Below are 23,225 nucleotides of genomic sequence, written 5' to 3' on the forward strand. Positions count from 1 at the left end.
AAAAAGTAGGGGAAAAAGAGCCGAGAAGAACGAGGCGGTGTAGCTTTGAGCACTCGGAGTGTACGTACTCTGTACATGAGGAGCGGAAAAACAAACCAACAAAGTTATTCGACAGCAATTTTTCATGACTTTTTGAACAGCCTCTAATAAGGTTATCTCTTTCCCTTTTCATAAGGCATACCCAATGCTTTCGGTGAATCTGCCCGACCAATAAAGCCCGCTAAAGCCAAAATTGTCAAGACATAAGGGGCAATTAATAAATAAACAGAAGGAATATCTTGTATAACAGGTAAGCTTGAACCAACTATACTAAGTCCTTGAGCAAACCCAAAAAATAAGGCTGCACCTAACGCCCCTAAAGGATGCCATTTACCAAAAATCATTGCTGCTAATGCCATAAAACCTTGTCCACTAATGGTTGCATGGCTAAAATCTCTCGAAATGATTTCTGAGTATACAGCTCCGCCAATTCCAGCAAACCCACCACTGATCATGACAGCAATATAACGCATTTTCACTACATTGATTCCCATTGTGTCAGCAGCCAGCGGATGCTCACCTACTGAACGCAATCTAAGTCCAAATGGTGTTTTAAAAATGACATACCAAACAATAATCGCCGCAATAATAGCTAAATAAGAAGTAATATAACCTCCTGAAAAGAACATCTTCCCTACTATCGGTATATCACTTAAAAATGGAACGTCCATCTTACTAAAGCTAGTTGTAATCCGATCCGTTTGACCTTTATCGTATAGAAGCTTCACTAAGAATAACGTCAATCCTACTGCTAAAAAGTTTAATGCTACTCCACTTACAACTTGATCAGCTCGAAATGAAATAGAGGCTACAGCGTGAAACAATGAAAATAAAGCTCCAACTACCATCGCCGCTAAGATCGCTAGCCAAGGTGTTAGATTCCCAAACGTATCGGCAAACGTTAGGTTAAACACAATACTAACAAATGCGCCTACCACCATTAATCCTTCCAAGCCAATATTGACAACACCAGACCTTTCACTAAACACCCCTCCTAGTGCCGTGAAAATAAGTGGCGCTGCAACAAATAAGGTCGTAGGAATAATAATATTGAGAATATCAATTAAACTCATTTATTTCTCCTCCTTTTTAAAACGGAGTAGAAGCCAGCGAATAAAATAATTCGATGCAACAAAGAAAATAATTAGTGCGATCACGATATCAATGACCTCATTAGGAACACCTGCTTCTAATGGCATATTTAATGAGCCTACCTTTAAGCCACCAAATAATAGGGCTGCTGCTAACACGCCAATGGCTGTATTTCCTCCTAAAAGTGCAACGGCAATCCCATCAAATCCAATACCTGTAAAGCTTCCTTTAACAGATGCATATTCAAATGTTCCGAGTCCTTCCATCGCTCCAGCTACACCTGCAAATGCACCTGAAATAATCATGGATACTACAATATTACGATTGACATTCATCCCTGCATATTCTGATGCATGATTAAACCCAACAGCTCTCAGCTCAAATCCCATGGTTGTCTTTTCTAAAATTAACCACATAATCACACAACCTAATAAAGCAATAAAAATGCCCCAATGAAGTCGTGAATAATCCGTCATCTGCTCTAAAAAGCTCGAACGTAATGAGGCGCTTTCATAAATTTTTTCTGTTTTATCTCCATTGTCTGAAAGAACGGTATGAATAAGTGCGTTTGTCACATGCAAGGCAATATAATTCATCATAATGGTTACAATAACTTCATGAACACGAAAACGCGCTTTTAATATTCCCGGGATAAATCCCCACAAGGCTCCTGCAAGTGCACCAGCCAAAATAGCCATTACGCTGTGAACTCCAGGTGGCAATTCAAAACTAACCCCTACCCACACAGCTGCAAGCCAACCTACAATCAATTGTCCTTCTACACCAATGTTGAACAAGCCAGTTCTAAAAGCAAAGGCTACAGCAAGTCCAGAAAGTATGTATGGTGTAACTTGCCTAAGCGTTTCACCAATGTTATATCGATCGCCAACCATGCCATATATAAGGGCTCTATAGCCTTCTATTGGATCATAACCGCTCACCCACATAATGATTCCGCCAAATAACAGGCCCAACAAAACAGCAATAAAAGGAATAACCAAGTTTTTCAATGAATCTAACAATTTTTTATTCAAATCATTGAACATGACCTCCACCTCTTTTCTGACTACCTGCCATTAATAAACCTAATTCTTGTTCTGTCGTTTCTTTTGGATTTACAATCGCAACAATTTCCCCTTCATATATAACAGCAATTCGATCACTTACATTTAAAATTTCATCTAGTTCAAACGATACTAGCAAAACGGCTTTTCCATTATCCCTCTGTTCAATTAAACGTCTATGAATGGTTTCAATTGCCCCTACATCTAAGCCTCTCGTTGGCTGTGCAGCAATTAACAAATTAGGGTCTCTATCCACTTCCCTAGAAATAATGGCTTTTTGTTGATTCCCCTCCAGATAAAGATCGAGCGAGTGTAGAAGAACTAGGTGTTCTTACATCGAATTCCTTTATTAATCGATTCGCTTTTTGATAAATAGCTTTATAGTTTAGAAAACCATTTTTTGAATTTGGAGACTGATAATACGTTTGGAGGACTAAATTTTCCCCGATTGGAAAGTCTAAAATTAATCCATGCTTTTGACGGTCTTGTGGTATATGTCCAATCCCCGATTCCGTCCTTTTTCTAGGTGATAAGTTTTGAATTTCTTTTCCATTGATTGAAATGGTTCCAGAATACGTTTTTTTTAATCCAGTTAAAGCTTCTATCAACTCAGTTTGACCATTTCCATCCACACCTGCAATCCCAACGATTTCCCCTGCCTTAACAGTTAAATTCAAGGCGTTTACCGCGTTTATATTTCTACTATCCTTAACGGTCAAGTCTTTAATCTCTAAAACATTACCTTTAGGTACGGCCTTTTTTTTCTCCGTCTTAAATTGGACTTCACGTCCAACCATTAAGGAAGCTAATTCATTTACATTCGTATCCTTGACTGATAATGTTCCTATCCCTTGACCTTTACGAATAACCGTGACTCGATCACAGACTTGCATGATTTCTTTTAATTTATGTGTAATTAAAATAATCGATTTTCCCTCTTTTATTAATTCCTTCATGATTTGACTAAGCTCATGGATTTCTTGAGGAGTTAACACGGCTGTAGGTTCATCTAAAATTAAAATATCTGCGCCTCGATAAAGTGTTTTTAATATCTCTACCCTTTGTTGCATACCTACTGATATATCCGCAATTTTTGCATCAGGGTCAACCTTCAATTTATATTTTTCTGAGATCTCTTTCACTTTTTTCCTTGCTTCATTCATATTTATTTTTGTATTTTTCTTCGGTTCACGTCCTAAAATAATATTCTCGGTAACTGTAAACGTATCCACCAGCATGAAATGTTGATGTACCATTCCTATCCCTAGATTATTGGCGATAGTAGGATTAGTAATTTTCACAGGCTGACCATTCATTTTTATTTCTCCCTTTTCAGGTTGGTACAAGCCAAATAAAACATTCATCAACGTTGACTTACCCGCACCATTCTCACCTAGTAAAGCATGAATTTCTCCCTTTTTTAATTGTAAATTGACATTATCATTTGCCACAATTCCTGGGAATTCTTTGCGGATACCAAGCATCTCAATTACATAGTCCAACGTAGTCAAACCCCCCTTAAGTATGAGATGGAAGAAAAATGAATGCCTATCTAAAAGATAGGCCATTCATTAAGTAAACTCTTAATGTCACTTCATTTTATTCTACTGGTTCAGTTGGAACCTCAATCTCACCATTAATTATTTTTTCTTTGAATTTTTCTACTTCTGCTAGGACATCTTCAGAAACATTGTCTTGAGTCGGGGCAATACCAATTCCGCCTTCTGTTAACCCATACTCAATAATTTCACCACCGGGAAAATTATCTTCTTTTGTTTTTTCAGCTAAGTCTTTTACAGCAACGTCCACACGTTTAACCATCGACGTTAACGTTATGTTAAACTCTTCTCCATCTTTTGTTTTTCCATTTCCTTCTTCATGTTGATCCTTATCTACACCAATGACCCATAGCTCTCGGTTAATATCTTTCGCTTTTAAATCAATCGCTTCTGTAAACACTCCATTTCCAGTTGCTCCAGCCGCATGATAGATGATATCGATGTCTTTACTATACATACTGTTTGCGATCGTTTTTCCATCACTTGCATTATTAAAGTTTCCAGCATATTGTACCGTTACTTTTGCATCTGGATTGACTTCTTTTACTCCAGCAATAAAACCAGCTTCGAACTTTTTAATTAAAGGAAGCTCCATACCTCCGACAAAACCAATTTCATTTGTCTTTGTTGTTAAACCTGCAACTACTCCTACAAGAAATGATCCTTCATGTTCTTTAAATGTGATACTAGCAACATTATCCTTTTCAACCACTTGGTCCACTATAGCAAACTTTGTATCTGGCTTTTGTTCTGCTATTTCACTTACAGGCTCTTGTAGTAAGTAACCAATTCCATATACTAGGTCAAAACCACTACGAGCTAGTTTATTTAAGTTAGGTAAATAATCTTGATCACTATTTGATTGCAAGTAATCATAACCGTCTTTTCCTTTCTCTAATCCATTCTCTTCTCCAAACTCTGTTATTCCTTCCCAAGCAGATTGGTTAAATGATTTATCATCTACCCCACCACTGTCTGTTACCATCGCAACAGTAAAATCACTTTTTTCTTCCACTTTTTTATCGTTCGATTCTCCAGTCGTTTCTTCACTTCCACTTCCACATGCAGATAAAATGGCACTTGTCGCTAATAGTAAGGATAGCGCAATCGTTTTTGTTTTTTTCATTTCATTTCCCCCTAATTTTAAATAAAAATTTACATATGAATGAACAACCATTCATTTTTGAGTTGATCACCCCCTTAAAATGATTGACTGCAACACTAATGCCTTCATGGAGTTATATCAATATAGGTCTTTTTGACTAGTTTTTGAAAAAGGCTGTCCATACGAGCTTTCTTTTTAGTCAGTCTCGTTATGCACAGCAAAACCTTTATGTTAATCGTTTTCTAACAACATGGAAGCTAAATTTATCTGCTCTAAAATAGTTATAAGAGAATAAGACAGGTCGATCTTGATCATCGTAGTGAACTTGCTTTAATAAGAGCAAGGATGTATCACAATCGCATTCTAATATTGGAGAGATTTTGTCATGATAGCCTAAAGGTTCAATATGAGTGACAGCATAACTAATAAAGTGCCCTGCATCATCTTCTAAAAGCTGCAATAGAGATTCTTTATCATGAACAAATTGCGGGGGTAAAATATTTTTAGGAATTCGATCTAAACAATAGACAACAGGTTCTTCGTTTGCTGTCCGTACACGTTCCAATTGAAGAATTTCGTCATTATAGTCACAACGCAAATGTTTTAGATCTTCATCTGATGGATTAACAAGCGACGTTGAGAGAAAAACGGTACCTGGCGACATATCACCTTTTTCAATCATTCCAGTAACACTGTCTAATTCTTCAATACCAGAAGTAAACACAGGCTTTGTATTAACAAAGGTACCTACCCCATGTTTTCTCACAATAACGTTTTCTTCTTCTAAGATTCTTAAAGCCTCTCTTAAAGTAGCTCGGCTTACGCCAAGACGTTTCGATAATTCGAATTCAGAAGGGAGTTTATCTTTCTCCTTATAAACCCCGCTTTCTATATTTTCTTTAATAAAATCTATTACTTGTAAATATAAGTGACGATTATCCGATTTTATGCTCATTGTAATACTCCTCCGAAAATGAATTCCGATCTAAAATGATAGATTAAATGAAAGCGATTTTATATGTGTCTATACAAAAAACACCTTTTTCAGCAGACTTCTTCTTAGATCAGACATCAGAAGTTAGATGTTTTACCCATATATTCAATTCCAAATTACTATACCATGTTTATTTAAATAAATAAATACCAATTCACACAAAAATAGTAGAAATTTATCGAAAAATGCAAATAAGCTTGTTTCAATTAATATTATTTTAATATAAAAACACAAAAACAAGGTGTGATTTGATATCACGCCTTGTTTTTATTCTTATGAACTTAATTGGTCATATTGATCTTTTGTAATCAATACTCCCCTTGGTTTACTTCCCTCATACGGTCCAACAACATTGCGCTTTTCCATTTCATCTATTAAGCGAGCCGCTCTTGTATAACCAATTCTGAAACGTCTTTGTAACAAAGATACACTTGCAGTCTGCATCTCGACAACTAATTGTACGGCATTATCATAAAGTTCATCTGTGACTTCATCAACATCCTCGTTTACATCACCGGTAATAATCATTTCCTCTTGGTATTGAGCTTTTTGTTGTTCTATTACATGGTCAACCACTTTTTCTACTTCTTCATCTGAAAGGAACGCTCCTTGGACACGTACAGGTTTTGAAGCTCCAGAAGGTAAGAAGAGCATATCTCCTTTTCCTAACAGTTTCTCTGCCCCACCCATATCTAAAATAGTTCGTGAATCCGTTTGAGAAGAAACACTAAAGGCAATACGAGAGGGGATATTCGCTTTTATTACTCCTGTTATGACGTCTACTGAAGGTCGTTGTGTCGCTATGATTAAATGAATACCTGCCGCCCTCGCCATTTGTGAAAGACGAGTAATCGCATCTTCTACATCAGAAGAAGCAACCATCATTAAGTCTGCTAACTCATCGACAATCACAACAATATAAGGTAACTCCGGTTGCTTACTTTCTTCTTCATATTGATTCATATTACGCACATACTGATTATATCCTTCTATATTCCTCGTCCCACTATGAGAGAAGAGCTCGTAGCGCCTTTCCATCTCATTCACCACTTTTTTCAAAGCTTGGGATGCTTTTTTTGGATTAGTGACAACAGGTGCTAACAAATGGGGAATCCCATTGTACACATTTAATTCAACCATTTTTGGATCAATCATCATTAACTTTACTTGATGAGGTTTGGCTCTCATTAAAATACTTGTAATAATCCCGTTTATACAAACACTTTTACCGCTTCCAGTAGCACCTGCAACAAGTAAATGGGGCATTTTATTTAATTCTGCTAAAACAGCCCCCCCTGTTATATCTCTACCCAATCCAATAGATAATGGGCTTACGTGCTTTGTATTTACTTCTATAACTTCCCTTAGCGAAACCATCGCAATTTCTGAATTAGGGACCTCAATTCCAATGGCCGATTTCCCTGGTATTGGAGCTTCCATTCTTATATCTTTTGCGGCGAGTGCTAAGGCTAAATCATCACTTAAATTTACGATTTTGCTTACTTTCACTCCAACATCGGGGTACACTTCATATTTTGTTACCGCGGGCCCAAGGTGTACTTGTGTCACTTTCGCCTTCACACCAAAACTATGAAACGTTTTCTCTAATTTACGTGCATTTTCATAAATATTTTGCTTATCCGCTTGTTGACCATTGTAAGAAGGTGATGATAACAACTCAAGAGAAGGGAGCTGATAATCTTTGTTTTCTAGCTCAGATACTGTTAGTTGCTCCACTTCGGTAATCTCTTGTTTTGGTAATTCTGTTGATTCTTTCGATTTCTCATTTTTATCATCCGTCTCTTCTGGTTGAGCTTGATCAGCAAAGCTTGATATAATAGGAGGATTTTCGTCCACTGCTGTTACATCAACTGTCATGAATTCTATGTTCTCATTATCAACAGTTGGATCTGTCATTTTCACTGGTTTTTCAGAAGATTTCTTTTCAATTTTAGGCTTATACTCTTTTATTCTTGTCCAAAAATTTTTCAAATCTTCAAAAAAAGCTTTCCACTGATTGTTTAAGAAGGCTCCGAAGGGTTTGAATACAGTATACAGAAATTGTCCTAGAGAACGACCTGAAATAAGCATGCCCCCAATAATAAGTGCAACAATCGCAACAATTCTTGATCCCTCTGCAGAAAAAAGGAAATAACTAAATGCAAATAATATCGCTCCAATCATTCCTCCACCGAGATCAGGTGTACTAATTTCACCTTTCATTTCCATCCAAAACAAACTCCATGTATTTTCAACAACACTATTAGACAAAAATTCTCCACCGTTTGACAAATTATCGAATAGCTTAATATGACTTAACAGGAGGATGGCTGCAATTACTAAATAGACTCCCGATAATTTTTTTGTGATAAAAATCGGCTTCTGTTTCTTCCAAAATAAATAGATAGACAAGCAGAATAAGTATATAATTCCAAGGATAAACCACTCTCCGATGAAGAAACGAAATAATGAAACGGATGCTGAACCAACAGCCCCGTAATTCGCCATCGATATAATAGAAAAACAAAAGAGTATGAGTCCAACAATTTCAAATTTGAGTTTTACTTGCCAATCGCCTTTCTTTTTTCTTTGCTTTCGCTTCTTTTTAGCCATAAGATCACCTTAACTTTATCAAATAAATTTCTTAGCTACCTCTTGTACTCGTTTAATCAAATCATATTATGTATCTTTTCTAAATTAGACTATACATTTCCTTCATGTAGTTTTTAAAAGATCAATCAAATAAAGAAGCAGCCGGATGGGCTGCGAACGATTGTTTGTATTTCAATTATAACATAGTTATTGTAACGGTTGTATACTTTGTCCTTCAAAGCTAGAGATCATTTGTCCTGGATAATGTTCTAAGTAGTCTTTGGGATCTGTACTTAACACTCGTATTACTTGCATTTGTTGATTATCCATTTGTTTAACCATGACGGGTACACCGTTCATCATTGCAACCCTTTGTTTGCCTAACTCCTGTTCATCAATTGGAAAAACCATTTCAAAAGGCATGGATGTATAAAGAATCATTGGACTAATTGTTCACCTTCCTCTTCCTGTTTATTCTTATCAATAAATTCATTTAACTTTTTTAATGCAAGCCCTACACCACCGACATCATCAATCAGGCCGTAACTTACGGCATCATTCCCAACCACATTCGTCCCAATATCTCTTGTTAAATTCCCCTTTGATAACATCAACTCTTTAAACTTCTCTTCCTCTATATTTGAATGTTTGGTTACAAAGTTAATAACTCGATCTTGCATTTTATCTAAATATTCAAATGTTTGGGGGACACCTATTACTAAACCTGTAAGCCTTACTGGGTGTATAGTCATTGTCGCAGTCTCTGCTATATATGAATAATCACAACTTACAGCAATGGGCACTCCAATCGAATGTCCTCCACCTAAAACTACAGAGACAGTAGGTTTAGATATAGAAGATAAAACCTCTGCAATCGCAAGACCTGCCTCTACATCCCCACCAACCGTATTTAATATAACGAGCAACCCTTCAATTTTCGGATTTTGTTCAATTGCGACGATTTGTGGAATGATATGTTCATATTTTGTGGTTTTATTTTGAGGTGGCAGTTGAATATGCCCCTCTATTTGACCAACAATGGTTAAGCAATGAATAGATGAATCATTAGGCACTTGGGGAACATTTGTCGTTCCTAATTGCTGAAGTTTTTCAACAATAGTTCCTTCCTTTTGTTGGTCTTTTTCTTCATTTTCCTGCTCACTTTGTTTCATATTACGTTCTTGATCAAAAGTCATTTTTTTACCCTTCCCTTTCCACAGTATCTCCCCTAGTATGTACTTAAATAATCATCTTCATGCTTGTTATTGATGTATATACAACAAAAAGTACTGCAAATGATTACAGTACTTTTTCAAATTAAACTTCCATAATGATTGGTAGAATCATCGGTCTTCTTTTTGTTTGTTCAAATAAATATTGATTCAATGATTCACGAATATCTTGCTTTAATGCTGCCCATTCAATGGGACGATGACTTAACGAGTCATTTATTGATTCATTGACCATTTTGGTTGCTTCACTTAATAATTCACCCGATTGCCTAACATAAACAAACCCTCTTGAAATGATTTCTGGTCCGGCAATTACCTTTCTCTTTGAGCGGCTTATTGTTACAACAACAAGTAATATACCATCTTGAGACAATAGTCTCCGATCTCGTAAAACAATATTGCCAACATCCCCGATTCCAATTCCATCAATCAAAACATTTCCAGACATGACCTTTCCAACTTTCTTTACATAACGTGAACAGGCCTCAACCACTTCTCCTTTTTCAACAATGAAAATATTATCTGTTTTGATTCCGATAGCTTCAGCTAGTTTAGCGTGAGCTATTTGCATCTTATATTCTCCATGGACTGGAATAAAATATTTAGGTTTCATTAGGTTTAACATTAATTTTAATTCTTCTTGATGACCATGACTTGAGACTGTAACATGATGATTTTTCCCAAAGGTAACATCAGCTCCTGCTCTATACAACAAATCAATTGTTCTAGAATAGGCGAGCTCATGTCCAGGGTAAGGGGAGCTTGAAATAAGAACAGTATCTCCTCTTTTAACGTTATAATATTTATGTGTCTGTTCAGCCATTTTTGATATCTCTTCGAGAGGTTGAGCAGAGTGACCTCCAACTAGGACCGTTACTTTTTCTAACTTACTAGCTTGATTAATGGGAACAAAATGCTCAAAATAGTCTGGCAAGTACTTCAACCTTACAGCTAACTTTATTTGATTTAATAAAGTTTGTTCAGAAATGGAAATTTTCCGATCATTTATAATGGACGACTCAATAACTTGTTGTATCCGGTAAATATCAGACGTATAAAGGGCTACAAGAACAGGGCCATGTGTATTATATATTGTATCAGCTATTTCTTCTGCTACAACCGATTCAGATCCAGAATAACCCGGTTTTTCAGCGTTCATACTTCCAGACAATAAAAAAAGAACCCCTTTAGAGCCTATTATGGCCATCTTATCAATATCAGCTTTTTTATTATTGACAGGTGTTTGATCAAATTTAAAGTCACCAGTATTCACAATTGCACCTTGAGAAGTTTTTAAACAAATACCAACGGAATCTGGAATACTATGATTGACGTTAAAAAAAGAAACATCAGTACGCTCAAATGGAATGATTGAGTTTGTATCAATTTCATGAAATTGAACAGAACTCTCTATGTTTTTTAGTTTTTCTTTAACTAAGGCTAAAGTCCATTTTGTTCCATAAACTGGCACCGTCACATTCTTTAATAAATAAAATAACGCGCCAATATGATCTTCATGACCGTGAGTTAAAAAGATCGCCTTTACGCGTTCTTTATTTTCTTGAATGTAAGTAATATCTGGAATCACTCCGTCAATTCCAAACATATCTTCATCTGGGTACATTAATCCTGCATCCAAAATAAATAAATCTGAATCTAGTTCAATCACATGCATGTTTTTTCCAATTTCTCCAACGCCACCTAAGGCTATTATTTTAATATGTTCTGTCTGCTTCATAATTGTTTTGTCCTCCCCAACTTAACTTACCCGTACAATGACACTTAGAAATATTATACACGAAGAAAGATTTGGAAGACAAGAAAATTATTTGTTGTAAGAAAAGTGGAAGCGCTTTGAACAGCCACGACAAGCATAAGATAAAGGAAACACGAAAAGCCATACTGCTGAAGATCTACTAACTGCTGCCACGTCCTGTGGCAACGTAGATCCACCTCCCTCCTGGAGGCGTCTCCTGGCTAAGCGCTGGAGCTAGACAGTAAGAAAAGCGGAAACGACCGTTTAGCGACGAAGGGGCTTGAGCACTCCGTATGAGATAAAGGAAACACGAAAAGCCGCAGGCTTCGATGTTGACTTATCATAGACAAATGGAACATCATCTAAAGACGTCCACGTCCTGTGGACAACGATGATGCTAGCACTTCCTGTGCGTCGAAAAACTTACGAGTCGCTGGGCGCTGGAGCTAGACAATAAGAAAAGCGGTAGCGCCTGTTTAGCGACGAAGGCAATACACTTAACATTTATACACAGAAAAACCTTCTAAAAATGAAGAAGGTTTTCTCACAAAATCGTTTTTAATTTTTCATAAAGTTTCATTCGCTCATTTTCATTGAGAGGAAGCAGAGGAAGTCGAACAGATCCAACATCAATCCCCTTCATTTGTAGAGCTGTTTTTACAGGAGCGGGACTTGGAGCTGAAAATAATTCTTTCATTACCGGTAATAATTCACCATGTAGTTTGGCAGCCTGCTTTAGTTCACCCGTTTGGAAGCTTTCAATCATATCTTGCATTTGGTTACCAATGATATGGGATGATACAGAAACAATTCCCTTTCCACCAATCGACAAGACTGGCAATGTAGAGCTATCATCTCCACTATATAATACGAATTCATCTGACGTTTGAGAGATGATCATAGCCATATTGTCTAAATTCCCACTAGCTTCTTTAACAGCAACAATATTGTCTATTTCAGACAAACGAATAATCGTTTCTGGTTCAATATTTATTGAAGTTCTTCCAGGAATGTTGTAAAGCATAATTGGCAATTCAAGATTTTTAGCTATTTCTTTAAAATGAGCATACATTCCTTCTTGGCTTGGCTTGTTGTAATAAGGTGAAACAAGCATAATAGCATCCACACCAATTTCTTGAGCTTTAACGGATAATTCAATCGATGCTTTTGTATTATTTGATCCGCAACCTGCAATGACAGGGACTCTCCCATTAACCTTTGAAACAACGTGTTTAAATAAAGCAAGTTTTTCTTCTTTTGTTAAGGTAGGTGATTCACCTGTTGTACCTGCTACTACTAAAGAATCAGACCCATTTTGCAGTAAGTATTCAATCAATAAAGAAGTTTTATTAAAATCAATATTTCCCTTTGTATCAAAGGGAGTAACCATTGCTGTTGAGATATTACCAAAATCCATTTTCGTCACTCCTTAAATAACTGCAACATCTAATAATGGGTGTTCAAATCTATAGGAAAAACGACGCTAAATAGAAAAGCTTAAACCCACTTTTTTGAACACGCACTTGAAACGTTATTTATTTAACTCAAAAACATCGTGAAGAGCATTTACAGCTTTATTCATATCTTTCTCTTTCACTAAGACCCATATTGTCGTGTGACTATCCGCCGATTGTAAGATTTGAATATCATTTTCTGATAAAGCTGTTACAATTTTTGCTGTTACCCCCGGAACACCTTGAATACCAGCTCCAACAGTTGATATTTTTGCGCAATTTGAAATAACGGTTGGAGAATATCCTAATTCTTTCAAAATGTCAACCGCTTTGTCAGTCATACTACCTTGAACTGTGTACACGACTCCTTTTGGCGTTATATTGAAGAAATCGACACTTATTTGATTACTAGCCATTGCTTTAAACACTTCTGTTTGTATTTCGTAATGTCCTTCTTTCGTATCCACTTTAATTTGCGTTACATTTGATACATGGGCAATACCAGTAATTAAACGTTCTTGAATATCACTTCCTACATTTACATTTTGCTGTGATGTAATTAAAGTTCCTTCTGATGTAGAATATGTTGATCTAATCCGGATTGGAACTTTTCCATGCATCGCAATTTCAACTGCTCTAGGGTGTATTACTTTTGCTCCTTGATAAGCCATATTGCAAATTTCAGTGTATGTAACCACTGTTAAAGCTTTTGCTTGATCGACAATGCGTGGATCTGCTGTCATCACACCATTAACATCTGTAAAAATATCAATATACTCTGCATTTAATGCTGATCCGATAGCAGCTGCTGAAGTGTCACTTCCACCTCGTCCTATCGTCGTCACATCTCCATTTATTTGTGCTCCTTGAAAACCTGCAACAACAACAACATCGTGAGTGGCTAATGTTTCTGTTAATCTGTTACACTTCATTTCAACTATTTTTGCATTTGTATGCTCGTTAGTCGTAACAAATCCCGCTTGTGCTCCATTCAAAGCTGCTGCCTTTACTCCATTTTTATTTAACATACTTGTAAACACAACAGATGAAATCGTTTCTCCGCAAGAGAGAAGCATATCTTGTTCTCGTTTAGAAATAGATTGGCTCCCGCCTTCTAATAGTTCAAGCAACGTATCTGTTGCATATGGTTCACCCTTTCTCCCCATTGCAGAAACAACAACAACGACTTTATAGCCATCCTTGATTGCGTTTTGAATATGTTTTAAAGCATGTTTCCGACCATTTTCATCTCTAACAGATGTACCTCCAAATTTTTGTACAATGGTTTTCATCTTCTACACCTCTAACCCTTTAGTAAAACTTCAATTCATTTATTGAAGACAGTATAGAAGAGAGCAAGCGGATTACCACTCCTCTCTTCTCTTATTTTTAAATAAGCTCTAGTTCAATCATTGATTCTGCTATCTGTACAGAGTTTAATGCGGCGCCTTTTAATAAATTATCTGAAACAATCCATAAATGAAATCCATTTGGTTGGTCTAAATCTTTTCTAATCCTTCCAACAAATGTAGCATCTTTTCCTTCAGCATCGAGTGGAGTAGGATACACTTGATTGCTTGGATCATCCTTCAATTCTACTCCTGACGCAACAAGTAATTGACTCTTTATTTCTTCCACAGATAGATCATTTCTGTCTAATTCTATATAAACGGATTCTGAGTGTCCAGTAATAATTGGCAACCTAACACATGTAGCTGCTACTTGGAGATCGGTACGATGCATAATTTTCTTTGTCTCATTGATCATCTTTATTTCTTCGAAAGTGAATCCATTATCTTGAAAGACATCAATTTGAGGAATCGCATTAAACGCAATTGGAAAATGCTTTTTTTCACCTTTCACTGGTAAAACAGATGCTTCATAAGGGCGATTACTTAGCATCCTACTCGCCTGTTCTTGCAATTCCTCAATCGCTTCATGACCAGCACCCGACACAGCTTGGTAAGTAGAGACAATGACCTTACGTAAACCGAATGCCTGATCAAGTGGCTTTAAAGCTACGACCATTTGAATAGTGGAACAATTAGGGTTAGCGATAATACCATTATGATTTTTCAAATCCTCTTTATTAACCTCTGGAACTACAAGGGGTACATGATGATCCATACGGAATGCACTTGTATTGTCTATGACAATGGCGCCTCTATTGACCGCTGCCTCTGCTAACTGTTTTGATACACTACCTCCAGCAGAAAAAAAGGCAACCTCAATTCCTTCAAAGCTTTCTGGTCTTGCCTCTTCAACCTTTATAGGTTGGCCTTGAAAATAAATGATTTTCCCTGCGGATCTAGCGGAAGATAGTAATTTAAGAGTGGCAATTGGAAATTTACGTTTAATTAACGTGTTCATTATTTGCTCACCAACAGCTCCCGTAGCACCTACAATGGCGACATTATATTGTTTCATAGTCATGTTATTCTCCTTCCAAATCTTCATTTCCTTAGAAGATCTCCCTATATATTATACTAGTAGTTCATGTTCAAAAATGAAAAGGGTGCATTTATAAAAGCCCGCATCCATTTCGACTTTACTATCCCTTAAAGTCACATATGCAATTTCTAAATACTTTTTGAACAATATCTATAATATTATTAGTTTAAGAAATATTTTATCATAGAAGAAGAGATAATTGACCATCTTTCACTCTTTTCATTTATGTTTTTAACCAGCGCTCAATAATCACTGGTTGTATTTGCCTTCCTTCTAGTGCTTCTTCGACAGTATTTACTAACAATTCCATATAGGCAACCATCGATTTAGGTTTTTTTTTCTGGAGCGTCTTGGCCGAATGGAATAAAATATATATCTTTTGTGGACATTAATTGCATTAAATTGGCCCCGTTTAAACCTAGAGCATCATTTGTTGAAATTCCTAATACTACTGGCCGGTAATTCCTTAAAGTCGCTTTCGCAGCCATTAACACTGGAGATTCATTCATCGCATTAGCAAACTTACTCATCGAATTACCTGTTAAAGGTGCAATGACCATGCAATCTAATGGATACTTAGGCCCTAAAGGTTCGGCATCAACAATAGAATCAATAACTTTATTTCTTGTCACCTCTTCTATTTTGCTAATCCATTCAAAACCCTCACCAAATCGTGTATTTGTTGTTTTTACCGTTTGACTAACGACAGGAACAACTTCTGCTCCTTCCGAGACGAGTTTTTCAATTTGAGGAAAAACTTCTTCATAAGTACAATGAGAACCAGTTATTCCAAACCCTATTCTTTTATCGAATACTTTCATTTTTTACTCCCCCCATCGGAAAGGTAATAATGACGTTCACATATCAAAAGCATTTCAGTTAAAGCTACTCAATAACTTTGCTAGTACGTCTCAAGTTATTCGCTTAATAACTTTGCCAAAACATCTCATTTATTGCTGCTCAATAACTTTGCTAGTACATCAGCGATGATTTTTCCTGCTGTTTTTGGTGCAACAATACCAGGTAAACCGGGTGCCAATAAGGCTTTAATTCCTCTCTTCTCTGCATAACGAAAATCTGTTCCGCCCGGTTTAGATGCTAAGTCAACAATAAATGCTTGAGTGGGCATGTTTGAAATTACTTGAGCAGAAAGAACTTCAAATGGAATAGTATTAATGCAAATGTCTACATTACAGCACTCTTTTTCCAGTTCGTTTATATGAAATGGCATGAGTCCCATTTCATATACTCTTGCTAAGTGAGAAGATTTTCTAGCTCCTACTTTCACTTTTGCACCTAATGCTGAAAATGCCCTAGCCACACTCATCCCAACTCTACCTAAACCAAGCACGATCACATTAGATCCATGGATAGTGAAATCTGTATGCTGAATGACCATCATGATTGTACCTTCTACCGTAGGAATAGAGTTATAGATAGCTACATCATCACGATCAAATAATTGAATATGCTCTCGATTCGTTTTTTCAATTAACTTTTCTAAATAAGGATTCGTGATTCCTGAATAAATGGTGCAATTTTCAGGTGTTTGTTCAATCATCTCGACTGTCAAAAATATTTTCTCGTTTGAAAAAACGGTGTCCACTTCACCTTCTAAATTTGTCCCCGGAACAGGTAATATAATGGCATTTAGTGAACTAAAGTCCACTTCATCAATTTTTTGTTTATCTGCTCCAACATAGCCATGGTCAAGCTGATCAAAGCCAACCAGTATGATCTTTGCATCAAGCTCTTCTAGCTTTCTAATCACTTCGAGCTGTCTAGCATCTCCACCAATTAAAGCAACATTCAAACCTGTTAGCATCTTTTCTTCATCACCTTCTCTAATAAAGTTAGTGAATGATCTTTTTACTTACTTCAACATACTATGAATCAGAAATTAAATTGGTGAATCAGATAAACTTGTTCAATTTGATTTTGATGAAAAACGTAGAAACAGAGCATAAAAAAAGAACCTATAAAAGGTTCTGATCCTCAATAATTAGGCTCATTTATATTGAATTATTCCTCTTCTTTTTCTACTTCAGCTAAATCTAAAATGACCATATCAGATCCGATTTTTTTTATATGATCCCAAGGCACTCGAACTTCAGACTGTTGCTTTCTCATTCCGAACCACTTATTTGAAGGTATAATTAAAGTGGTAATTTGTCCAGTTCTTTCATTAATCTCCAAATCTGTTTGTCCAAGAACGCCAAGTCTTTCTGCCCTTTTCACATCAACAATCTCTTTACCACTTAACTCACTTAATCTCAACTTTATCCCCTCCAAGAAATAACAATAAAGCTATTCCTCATAACTATATGGTCTAAAGTGTTAAAAAATACGGAAGAAACGCTTAATAAAGGTCTTTTTTAAAGTGTCGGCCAAGTGTCACTCGGACTAATTAAAGCTTTACTAAAAGGCTTTGAAAAGATCATTTCAGATAATAATTTGATGCTTTCTTCATTTACTTCATCCAGCTTACTTATCATCTCATCTAAGGTCCGATGTCTTCCTAACAGAAGTTCATTCCTTCCATTTCTGCTCATTCTACTATTGGTGCTCTCTAGGCTGAGCATTAAACTCCCTTTCATCTGTTCCTTGCTATTTATTAATTCTTTTTCCGAAATTCCATCATTTTTCAATTCTTCGATTGTTTTCATAATCGTGTCGTATAACAGTTTTGTCTGCTGTTCGCCTGTTCCACCATATACTGTTAACATTCCATTGTCTTCAAAAGCTGAGTGATAAGAAAAGATGGAATAGGCTAAGCCTTTTTGTTCTCTAACTTCTTGAAACAACCGACTACTCATACTCCCACCTAATATATTATTTAAAATAATAAGGTCATATACATATTTATCACCAACAGGCAATCCATCAAACCCTAGGCATAAGTGTGCTTGTTCTGTATCTTTTTTACGAATAATCTGATCAGCAATAAAAACAGGTTTATTAAACTCTTCCCTCTTAAAGCCCGTTTGGTAAGACCCAAAATATTCCTCTACCTCTTTAATAAATGAATCCTTAATGTTCCCTGCTACGGAGATAACAATATTATCTGGTGTATAAGTCTTTTTCATGTAGTCTCTTAACATCTCTCCACTAAAAGACGCTAACGTTTTGTCTGTTCCTAAAATTGGAAATCCTAAAGGGTGCTCTCCATAAGAAGCTCTACTTAATAAATCGTGAACAATATCGTCAGGAGTATCTTCATACATCTTAATTTCTTCAAGAACTACATTTTTCTCTTTTTCCATCTCACCTTCATCGAAAGAAGAATGGAAAAACATATCAGCTAAAACCTCTAATGCAAAACTTGCATGATCATCTAAAACTTTTGCATAAAAACATGTATATTCTTTTGATGTAAATGCGTTTACTTGACCACCAATTCGATCAAAAGATTCTGCAATATCTCTCGCATTACGGTTTTCTGTCCCTTTAAAGAACATATGTTCCAAAAAATGTGAAATACCGTTATTTTGCCTATCCTCATTCCGAGATCCTGTTCCAATCCAAATGCCAATCGCAACTGATCGTACAGTTGGAATTTCTTCTAGCACTACTCTTACCCCGTTTTTACAAGTATATTTGTTGACCAAATTACTACCTCCTCGAACTGCGATGTTTTTACAAAGTCGTATGTGAAAAGTAAGGAACTAATAACTTCAATTGAATTTATTTAAGTATCCTCTCTTCTTCAAACAAAACTGATAAAGAACCAATAGCTAACCTTTTATTTTTTATTGACATAATTAAAGTTTCTAAACTTTGAACAGTGGAAGATGTTGGGTGCATTAAAATAATAGCTCCATTATGAACTTTATTCATGACTCTTTCTATTAACACATGGGGGGCAGGGCGCTGCCAATCAACGGTATCGACGCTCCACATAATGGTAAAAAGGCCTAACTCGTCCGCTGCTTGAATAGTTTCCTTATTAAAACTTCCTGAAGGAGGTGCAAACCATTTCACTTGATCACCTGTTAGCGACTGAATGACGTCATTTGTATTTTTTAATTCTTTTAAATTAGATTGAAATGATAAGTTCTCCATTTTTGGATGGGTATAAGAATGATTTCCAATTTCATGGCCTTCCTCTTTAATCATTTTCACTAACTGTGGGTTATTTTTTGCCCATCTTCCTTCAAGAAAAAATGTTGCTTTAACATGGTTTTGATTAAGGATTGACAACATTTCTGGTAAATATTCATTACCCCATGCTACATTTATAATAAATGATACCATCGGTTTTTCTGGATTTCCTCTATAAATAGGGGCAGGATCTAGATCTTCCATATGTATAGCAGGTGGAATTTGTTCAAAGGCTAGCAACTCTTTATTAAATTGATTTCCATTCCTTTTCATTACTTGATAAGACTCAGAAACATTAATTTTTAATCCATTATAACCAGGAGTTAATTTCCACACTTCATCATTTATTGCATCTATTGGTTTTATTTCGTATAGGCTAGCACGATCCATTATTTGCTTATATAGTTTATCTTGCTTTTCCCCAGCAACCGTCTTTAGGTCATTAGCATGATCTTGATAGTTTAAATAAATTGGGTTTGAACTTGATCCAAAACAAAGAAAAATTAAAGCAACACAACCTACAAAGTGCAATAAATTTTTCCGCATATAAAATCCCCCTTTTCACTAAAAAATATGTGAAAAAAGGAAGGGGTAGAACAAGCTTCCTATTGATTATAAGAAAAGCGCAAGCGCCCGTTTAGCAACGAAGGGGCTTGAGCACTCCGTATGAGATAAAGGAAACACGAAAAGCCGCAGGCTTCGATGTTGACTTATCATAAGGAGGAGGGCGAAAACTTACGAGTTGCTGGGCGATGGAGCTAGACAAAAATAATAGCACCATCTGAATAAGGACAGATTTTTATACTTTCTTACTCTAAAAGTAAAAAGCCAGGTTTCCCTTGGCTCCCTACTAAGAATTTTGTTTTTCTTTCTCTTCTTTTAAAACCGCTTTTCTTGAAAGGTTTACACGGCCTTGCTTATCAATTTCCGTTACTTTTACGAGAAGTTGATCTCCAATTGAAACTACATCTTCAACTTTGCCAACTCTTTCTTCTGCAAGTTCAGAAATATGAACAAGTCCATCCTTTCCACTAAACAATTCGACGAAAGCACCAAATTTTTCAATTCTTTTCACTTTTCCTAGATACATTTGCCCAACTTCAACTTCTCTTACAAGATCTTCAATGATCTTTCTTGCTTTTTGGTTCATTTCTTCATCAGTTGATGAAATAAAAATTGTTCCATCTTGTTCGATATCAATTTTTACTCCAGTATCCTCAATTATTTTGTTAATTTGTTTTCCACTTGGTCCAATAACATCCCGGATTTTATCTGGATTGATTGACATCGTTAAAATTTTAGGTGCATATTTGGACAGTTCTTTCTTAGGTGAAGAAATCGTTGCGATCATCGAATTTAAGATATGTAATCTTCCTGTTTTCGCCTGAGTAAGAGCTTCTTCTAAAATTTCTTTTGATAAACCATCTATTTTAATATCCATTTGTAAAGCAGTTACACCTTTTTCGGTACCAGCGACTTTAAAGTCCATATCTCCTAAAGCATCTTCCATTCCTTGAATATCTGTTAAGACCGTATAGTGATCACCTGACTTCACTAAACCCATTGCAATACCGGCTACAGGAGCCTTAATAGGAACACCAGCATCCATCATAGCAAGCGTACTCGCACAAATACTTGCCTGAGAGGTAGACCCGTTGGACTCTAACACCTCTGAAACTAAACGAATCGTATATGGAAAATCTTTTTCAGATGGAATAATTGGTTCTAACGCTCTTTCACCTAAAGCACCATGACCAATCTCTCTCCTACCTGGACCTCGCATTGGTCTTGTTTCACCTACACTAAATGATGGGAAATTATAATGGTGCATGAATCTTTTTGATTCTTCGATACCTAATCCATCTAAAATTTGTACATCTCCAAGAGCTCCTAATGTACAAATACTTAACACTTGAGTTTGTCCTCTTGTGAACAATCCTGAACCATGTGTACGAGGCAACAGATTAATGGATGAAGACAAAGGTCGAATTTCATCTGGTTTACGACCATCCGGACGAATTTTCTCAACCGTAATAAGTCTGCGAACTTCATCTTTCACTTTTTTAGATAGTATGTCCTTTACTTGTTTAAGAACATCCGCTTCTGCTTCTTGTTGTTCAAAATGAAGAGTTACACGTTCTTTTACAGCATTTATCGCTTCTTCACGAGCGTGTTTTTCCTCTGTTTGAATAGCATCAAGCAATTCTTCTCCAGCCATATTAATGACTTCTTCTTCAAGTTGTTCATCTAATTGGTATAAATCCACTTGCGTTTTTTGCTTGCCTACTTCTTTTATAATTTCCTCTTGAAATTCAATTAATTTTTTTATTTCTTCATGACCAAACATGATTGCCTCGAGCATTGTTTCTTCAGGTACTTCATCTGCTCCTGCTTCAACCATATTAATAGCATCTTTTGTTCCAGCTACAACTAAGTGAATATCACTCTTTTCTAATTGAGTTACCGTAGGGTTGATAATAAAGTCTCCATCAATTCTACCAACCGTTACACCTGCAATTGGACCTTCGAATGGAATATCGGACACTGATAAAGATAAGGAAGAACCAAACATAGCTGCCATTTCTGAAGAACAGTCTTGATCAACACTCATCACTATACTAACGACTTGAACTTCGTTACGAAAGCCGTCTGCAAATAAAGGACGAATGGGTCGATCAATGAGTCTACTCGCAAGAATCGCCTTTTCACTCGGTCTACCTTCTCTTTTTATAAAGCCGCCTGGTATCTTACCTACAGCATATAATCTTTCTTCATAATTAACAGTAAGAGGGAAAAAATCGACTGCTTTCGGTTCATCTGAGGCTGTAGATGTACATAGTACAACTGTATCCCCATACTTTACTTGGACTGCCCCATTAGCTTGTTTAGCTAATTGGCCCGTTTCAACCGTTAATTTCCTCCCAGCCCACTCGTGAGTAAAGACTTGTTTTTCTTGTCCCATAAAAATTAAACTCCTCTCATTACATATATGTACCAATACAATTATTATAGACTAATTACCCTTGATCAATCATAACATTTCACTGCATGCGTAATTTCTCCATTATACTAGCTATTTAAAACTAAATTTAATTCAGCAAACACGATGAAGGTCATAAAACAGCTTTAGTAAAAGAAAGAAAACAGATTCTTTCGTAGAAGCACTAGATTGAAATCAGTCATTAATTAAAGCTACCTCATTGATATTCTTTTGTTCCTTTATTAAGGCTGTCAAAAAAGTCTGACTCATACAATGGTGGCTTAGCACCATCACTTCAATGTGTATTTCATAGCCAATCTATAGAATTTACTTTCTTATATATTATTTTACCAATATGTATCGTTTACAAACAACCCATCATATAAAACTTGAGTATATACCAAAACCATAACATTGAAAAAAGCGGGATTACTCCCGCTTTCATGCATTAACGACGTAAGCCAAGTTTATTAATTAATTCACGGTAACGTGTAACATCTTTATTACGCAAATAAGTTAATAAATTACGGCGTTTACCAACCATTTTCAAAAGACCACGACGTGAATGATGGTCTTTCTTATGAGTACGTAAATGGTCATTCAAAGTATTAATTTGCTCTGTTAAAATTGCGATTTGAACTTCTGGAGAACCAGTATCCGCCTCATGTGTTTTAAATTCATTAATTAATTCATTTTTACGTTCTTGAGTTAAAGCCACGTAAATACACCTCCAAAAATATTTACTTAAGCGCCAATTACCTAGCAAGCGTCGGTGTTATCGCAAAGCCAAGCAACGGTTTTAAGTT

The 23,225-nt window shown here is 36.1% G+C and carries 17 protein-coding genes and 2 pseudogenes; all 19 read right to left on the reverse strand.

The window, feature by feature from the left end:
• Positions 1-152: 152 nt before the first annotated feature.
• The 19 genes and pseudogenes from LC087_RS04785 to rpsO all read right to left on the reverse strand — a co-directional run bounded on the left by LC087_RS04785 (position 153) and on the right by rpsO (position 23,137).
• Positions 153-1,112 carry an ABC transporter permease gene (locus LC087_RS04785; protein WP_226538281.1) on the reverse strand — a complete coding sequence of 320 codons (960 nt, stop codon included), beginning with the start codon at positions 1,110-1,112 and terminating at the stop codon, positions 153-155.
• The gene (locus tag LC087_RS04790; protein WP_306020768.1) at positions 1,113-2,153 is read right to left on the reverse strand and encodes an ABC transporter permease; all 1,041 of its coding nucleotides are present in this window, start codon (positions 2,151-2,153) and stop codon (positions 1,113-1,115) included.
• 13 nt (positions 2,154-2,166) lie between these two features.
• A pseudogene (locus LC087_RS04795) lies at positions 2,167-3,697 on the reverse strand (ABC transporter ATP-binding protein).
• A 97-nt stretch (positions 3,698-3,794) separates the two neighbouring features.
• Positions 3,795-4,880, reverse strand: a complete 1,086-nt coding sequence (locus LC087_RS04800) for a BMP family lipoprotein (RefSeq protein ID WP_226538283.1) — start codon at positions 4,878-4,880, stop codon at positions 3,795-3,797.
• Between the two features lie 205 nt (positions 4,881-5,085).
• On the reverse strand, positions 5,086-5,814 hold the full coding sequence (locus LC087_RS04805) for a GntR family transcriptional regulator (RefSeq protein ID WP_226538284.1): 729 nt from the start codon (positions 5,812-5,814) through the stop codon (positions 5,086-5,088).
• A 312-nt stretch (positions 5,815-6,126) separates the two neighbouring features.
• Complete coding sequence (locus LC087_RS04810; RefSeq protein WP_226538285.1) at positions 6,127-8,466, reverse strand: FtsK/SpoIIIE family DNA translocase; 2,340 nt, start codon at positions 8,464-8,466, stop codon at positions 6,127-6,129.
• 186 nt (positions 8,467-8,652) lie between these two features.
• Positions 8,653-8,886 carry a YlzJ-like family protein gene (locus LC087_RS04815; RefSeq protein ID WP_226538286.1) on the reverse strand — a complete coding sequence of 78 codons (234 nt, stop codon included), beginning with the start codon at positions 8,884-8,886 and terminating at the stop codon, positions 8,653-8,655.
• Positions 8,883-9,641, reverse strand: a complete 759-nt coding sequence (locus tag LC087_RS04820; RefSeq protein WP_371932651.1) for a ClpP family protease — start codon at positions 9,639-9,641, stop codon at positions 8,883-8,885. The genes LC087_RS04815 and LC087_RS04820 overlap by 4 nt, the downstream gene beginning before the upstream one ends.
• A gap of 121 nt (positions 9,642-9,762) precedes the next feature.
• Positions 9,763-11,415, reverse strand: a complete 1,653-nt coding sequence (locus LC087_RS04825) for a ribonuclease J (protein WP_226538287.1) — start codon at positions 11,413-11,415, stop codon at positions 9,763-9,765.
• A 562-nt stretch (positions 11,416-11,977) separates the two neighbouring features.
• A complete protein-coding gene (gene dapA / locus LC087_RS04830) occupies positions 11,978-12,850 on the reverse strand; it encodes a 4-hydroxy-tetrahydrodipicolinate synthase (RefSeq protein WP_226538288.1) in 873 nt (290 codons plus the stop codon).
• A 114-nt stretch (positions 12,851-12,964) separates the two neighbouring features.
• Entirely contained in the window at positions 12,965-14,179 is a 1,215-nt protein-coding gene (gene dapG, locus LC087_RS04835) for an aspartate kinase (RefSeq protein ID WP_226538289.1), read from the reverse strand.
• Positions 14,180-14,276: 97 nt separating this feature from the next.
• Positions 14,277-15,320 carry an aspartate-semialdehyde dehydrogenase gene (locus LC087_RS04840; RefSeq protein ID WP_226538290.1) on the reverse strand — a complete coding sequence of 348 codons (1,044 nt, stop codon included), beginning with the start codon at positions 15,318-15,320 and terminating at the stop codon, positions 14,277-14,279.
• Positions 15,321-15,561: 241 nt separating this feature from the next.
• A pseudogene (gene dpaB / locus LC087_RS04845) lies at positions 15,562-16,159 on the reverse strand (dipicolinate synthase subunit B).
• Between the two features lie 125 nt (positions 16,160-16,284).
• Positions 16,285-17,163 carry a dipicolinic acid synthetase subunit A gene (dpaA, locus tag LC087_RS04850; RefSeq protein ID WP_226538292.1) on the reverse strand — a complete coding sequence of 293 codons (879 nt, stop codon included), beginning with the start codon at positions 17,161-17,163 and terminating at the stop codon, positions 16,285-16,287.
• Positions 17,164-17,360: 197 nt separating this feature from the next.
• Positions 17,361-17,615 carry a YlmC/YmxH family sporulation protein gene (locus LC087_RS04855; protein ID WP_226538293.1) on the reverse strand — a complete coding sequence of 85 codons (255 nt, stop codon included), beginning with the start codon at positions 17,613-17,615 and terminating at the stop codon, positions 17,361-17,363.
• 98 nt (positions 17,616-17,713) lie between these two features.
• Complete coding sequence (locus LC087_RS04860; RefSeq protein WP_226538294.1) at positions 17,714-18,946, reverse strand: M16 family metallopeptidase; 1,233 nt, start codon at positions 18,944-18,946, stop codon at positions 17,714-17,716.
• Positions 18,947-19,022: 76 nt separating this feature from the next.
• Complete coding sequence (locus LC087_RS04865) at positions 19,023-19,985, reverse strand: polysaccharide deacetylase family protein (protein ID WP_226538295.1); 963 nt, start codon at positions 19,983-19,985, stop codon at positions 19,023-19,025.
• A gap of 304 nt (positions 19,986-20,289) precedes the next feature.
• Complete coding sequence (gene pnp, locus LC087_RS04870; protein WP_226538296.1) at positions 20,290-22,401, reverse strand: polyribonucleotide nucleotidyltransferase; 2,112 nt, start codon at positions 22,399-22,401, stop codon at positions 20,290-20,292.
• 466 nt (positions 22,402-22,867) lie between these two features.
• Positions 22,868-23,137, reverse strand: a complete 270-nt coding sequence (gene rpsO / locus LC087_RS04875; RefSeq protein WP_226538297.1) for a 30S ribosomal protein S15 — start codon at positions 23,135-23,137, stop codon at positions 22,868-22,870.
• Positions 23,138-23,225: the final 88 nt, after the last annotated feature.

The sequence above is a fragment of the Bacillus carboniphilus genome (assembly GCF_020524035.2).
Lineage (GTDB): Bacteria > Bacillota > Bacilli > Bacillales > JAIVKR01 > Bacillus_CC.

Excerpts from the sequence above, each read along its gene's own strand:
- LC087_RS04785 (WP_226538281.1), bottom strand. The coding sequence starts at position 1,112 with ATGAGTTTAATTGATATTCTCAATATTATTATTCCTACGACCTTATTT.
- LC087_RS04800 (WP_226538283.1), bottom strand. The coding sequence starts at position 4,880 with ATGAAAAAAACAAAAACGATTGCGCTATCCTTACTATTAGCGACAAGT.
- LC087_RS04805 (WP_226538284.1), bottom strand. The coding sequence starts at position 5,814 with ATGAGCATAAAATCGGATAATCGTCACTTATATTTACAAGTAATAGAT.
- LC087_RS04810 (WP_226538285.1), bottom strand. The coding sequence starts at position 8,466 with ATGGCTAAAAAGAAGCGAAAGCAAAGAAAAAAGAAAGGCGATTGGCAA.
- LC087_RS04815 (WP_226538286.1), bottom strand. The coding sequence starts at position 8,886 with ATGATTCTTTATACATCCATGCCTTTTGAAATGGTTTTTCCAATTGAT.
- LC087_RS04820 (WP_371932651.1), bottom strand. The coding sequence starts at position 9,641 with ATGACTTTTGATCAAGAACGTAATATGAAACAAAGTGAGCAGGAAAAT.
- LC087_RS04825 (WP_226538287.1), bottom strand. The coding sequence starts at position 11,415 with ATGAAGCAGACAGAACATATTAAAATAATAGCCTTAGGTGGCGTTGGA.
- dapA (WP_226538288.1), bottom strand. The coding sequence starts at position 12,850 with ATGGATTTTGGTAATATCTCAACAGCAATGGTTACTCCCTTTGATACA.
- dapG (WP_226538289.1), bottom strand. The coding sequence starts at position 14,179 with ATGAAAACCATTGTACAAAAATTTGGAGGTACATCTGTTAGAGATGAA.
- LC087_RS04840 (WP_226538290.1), bottom strand. The coding sequence starts at position 15,320 with ATGACTATGAAACAATATAATGTCGCCATTGTAGGTGCTACGGGAGCT.
- dpaA (WP_226538292.1), bottom strand. The coding sequence starts at position 17,163 with ATGCTAACAGGTTTGAATGTTGCTTTAATTGGTGGAGATGCTAGACAG.
- LC087_RS04865 (WP_226538295.1), bottom strand. The coding sequence starts at position 19,985 with ATGCGGAAAAATTTATTGCACTTTGTAGGTTGTGTTGCTTTAATTTTT.
- pnp (WP_226538296.1), bottom strand. The coding sequence starts at position 22,401 with ATGGGACAAGAAAAACAAGTCTTTACTCACGAGTGGGCTGGGAGGAAA.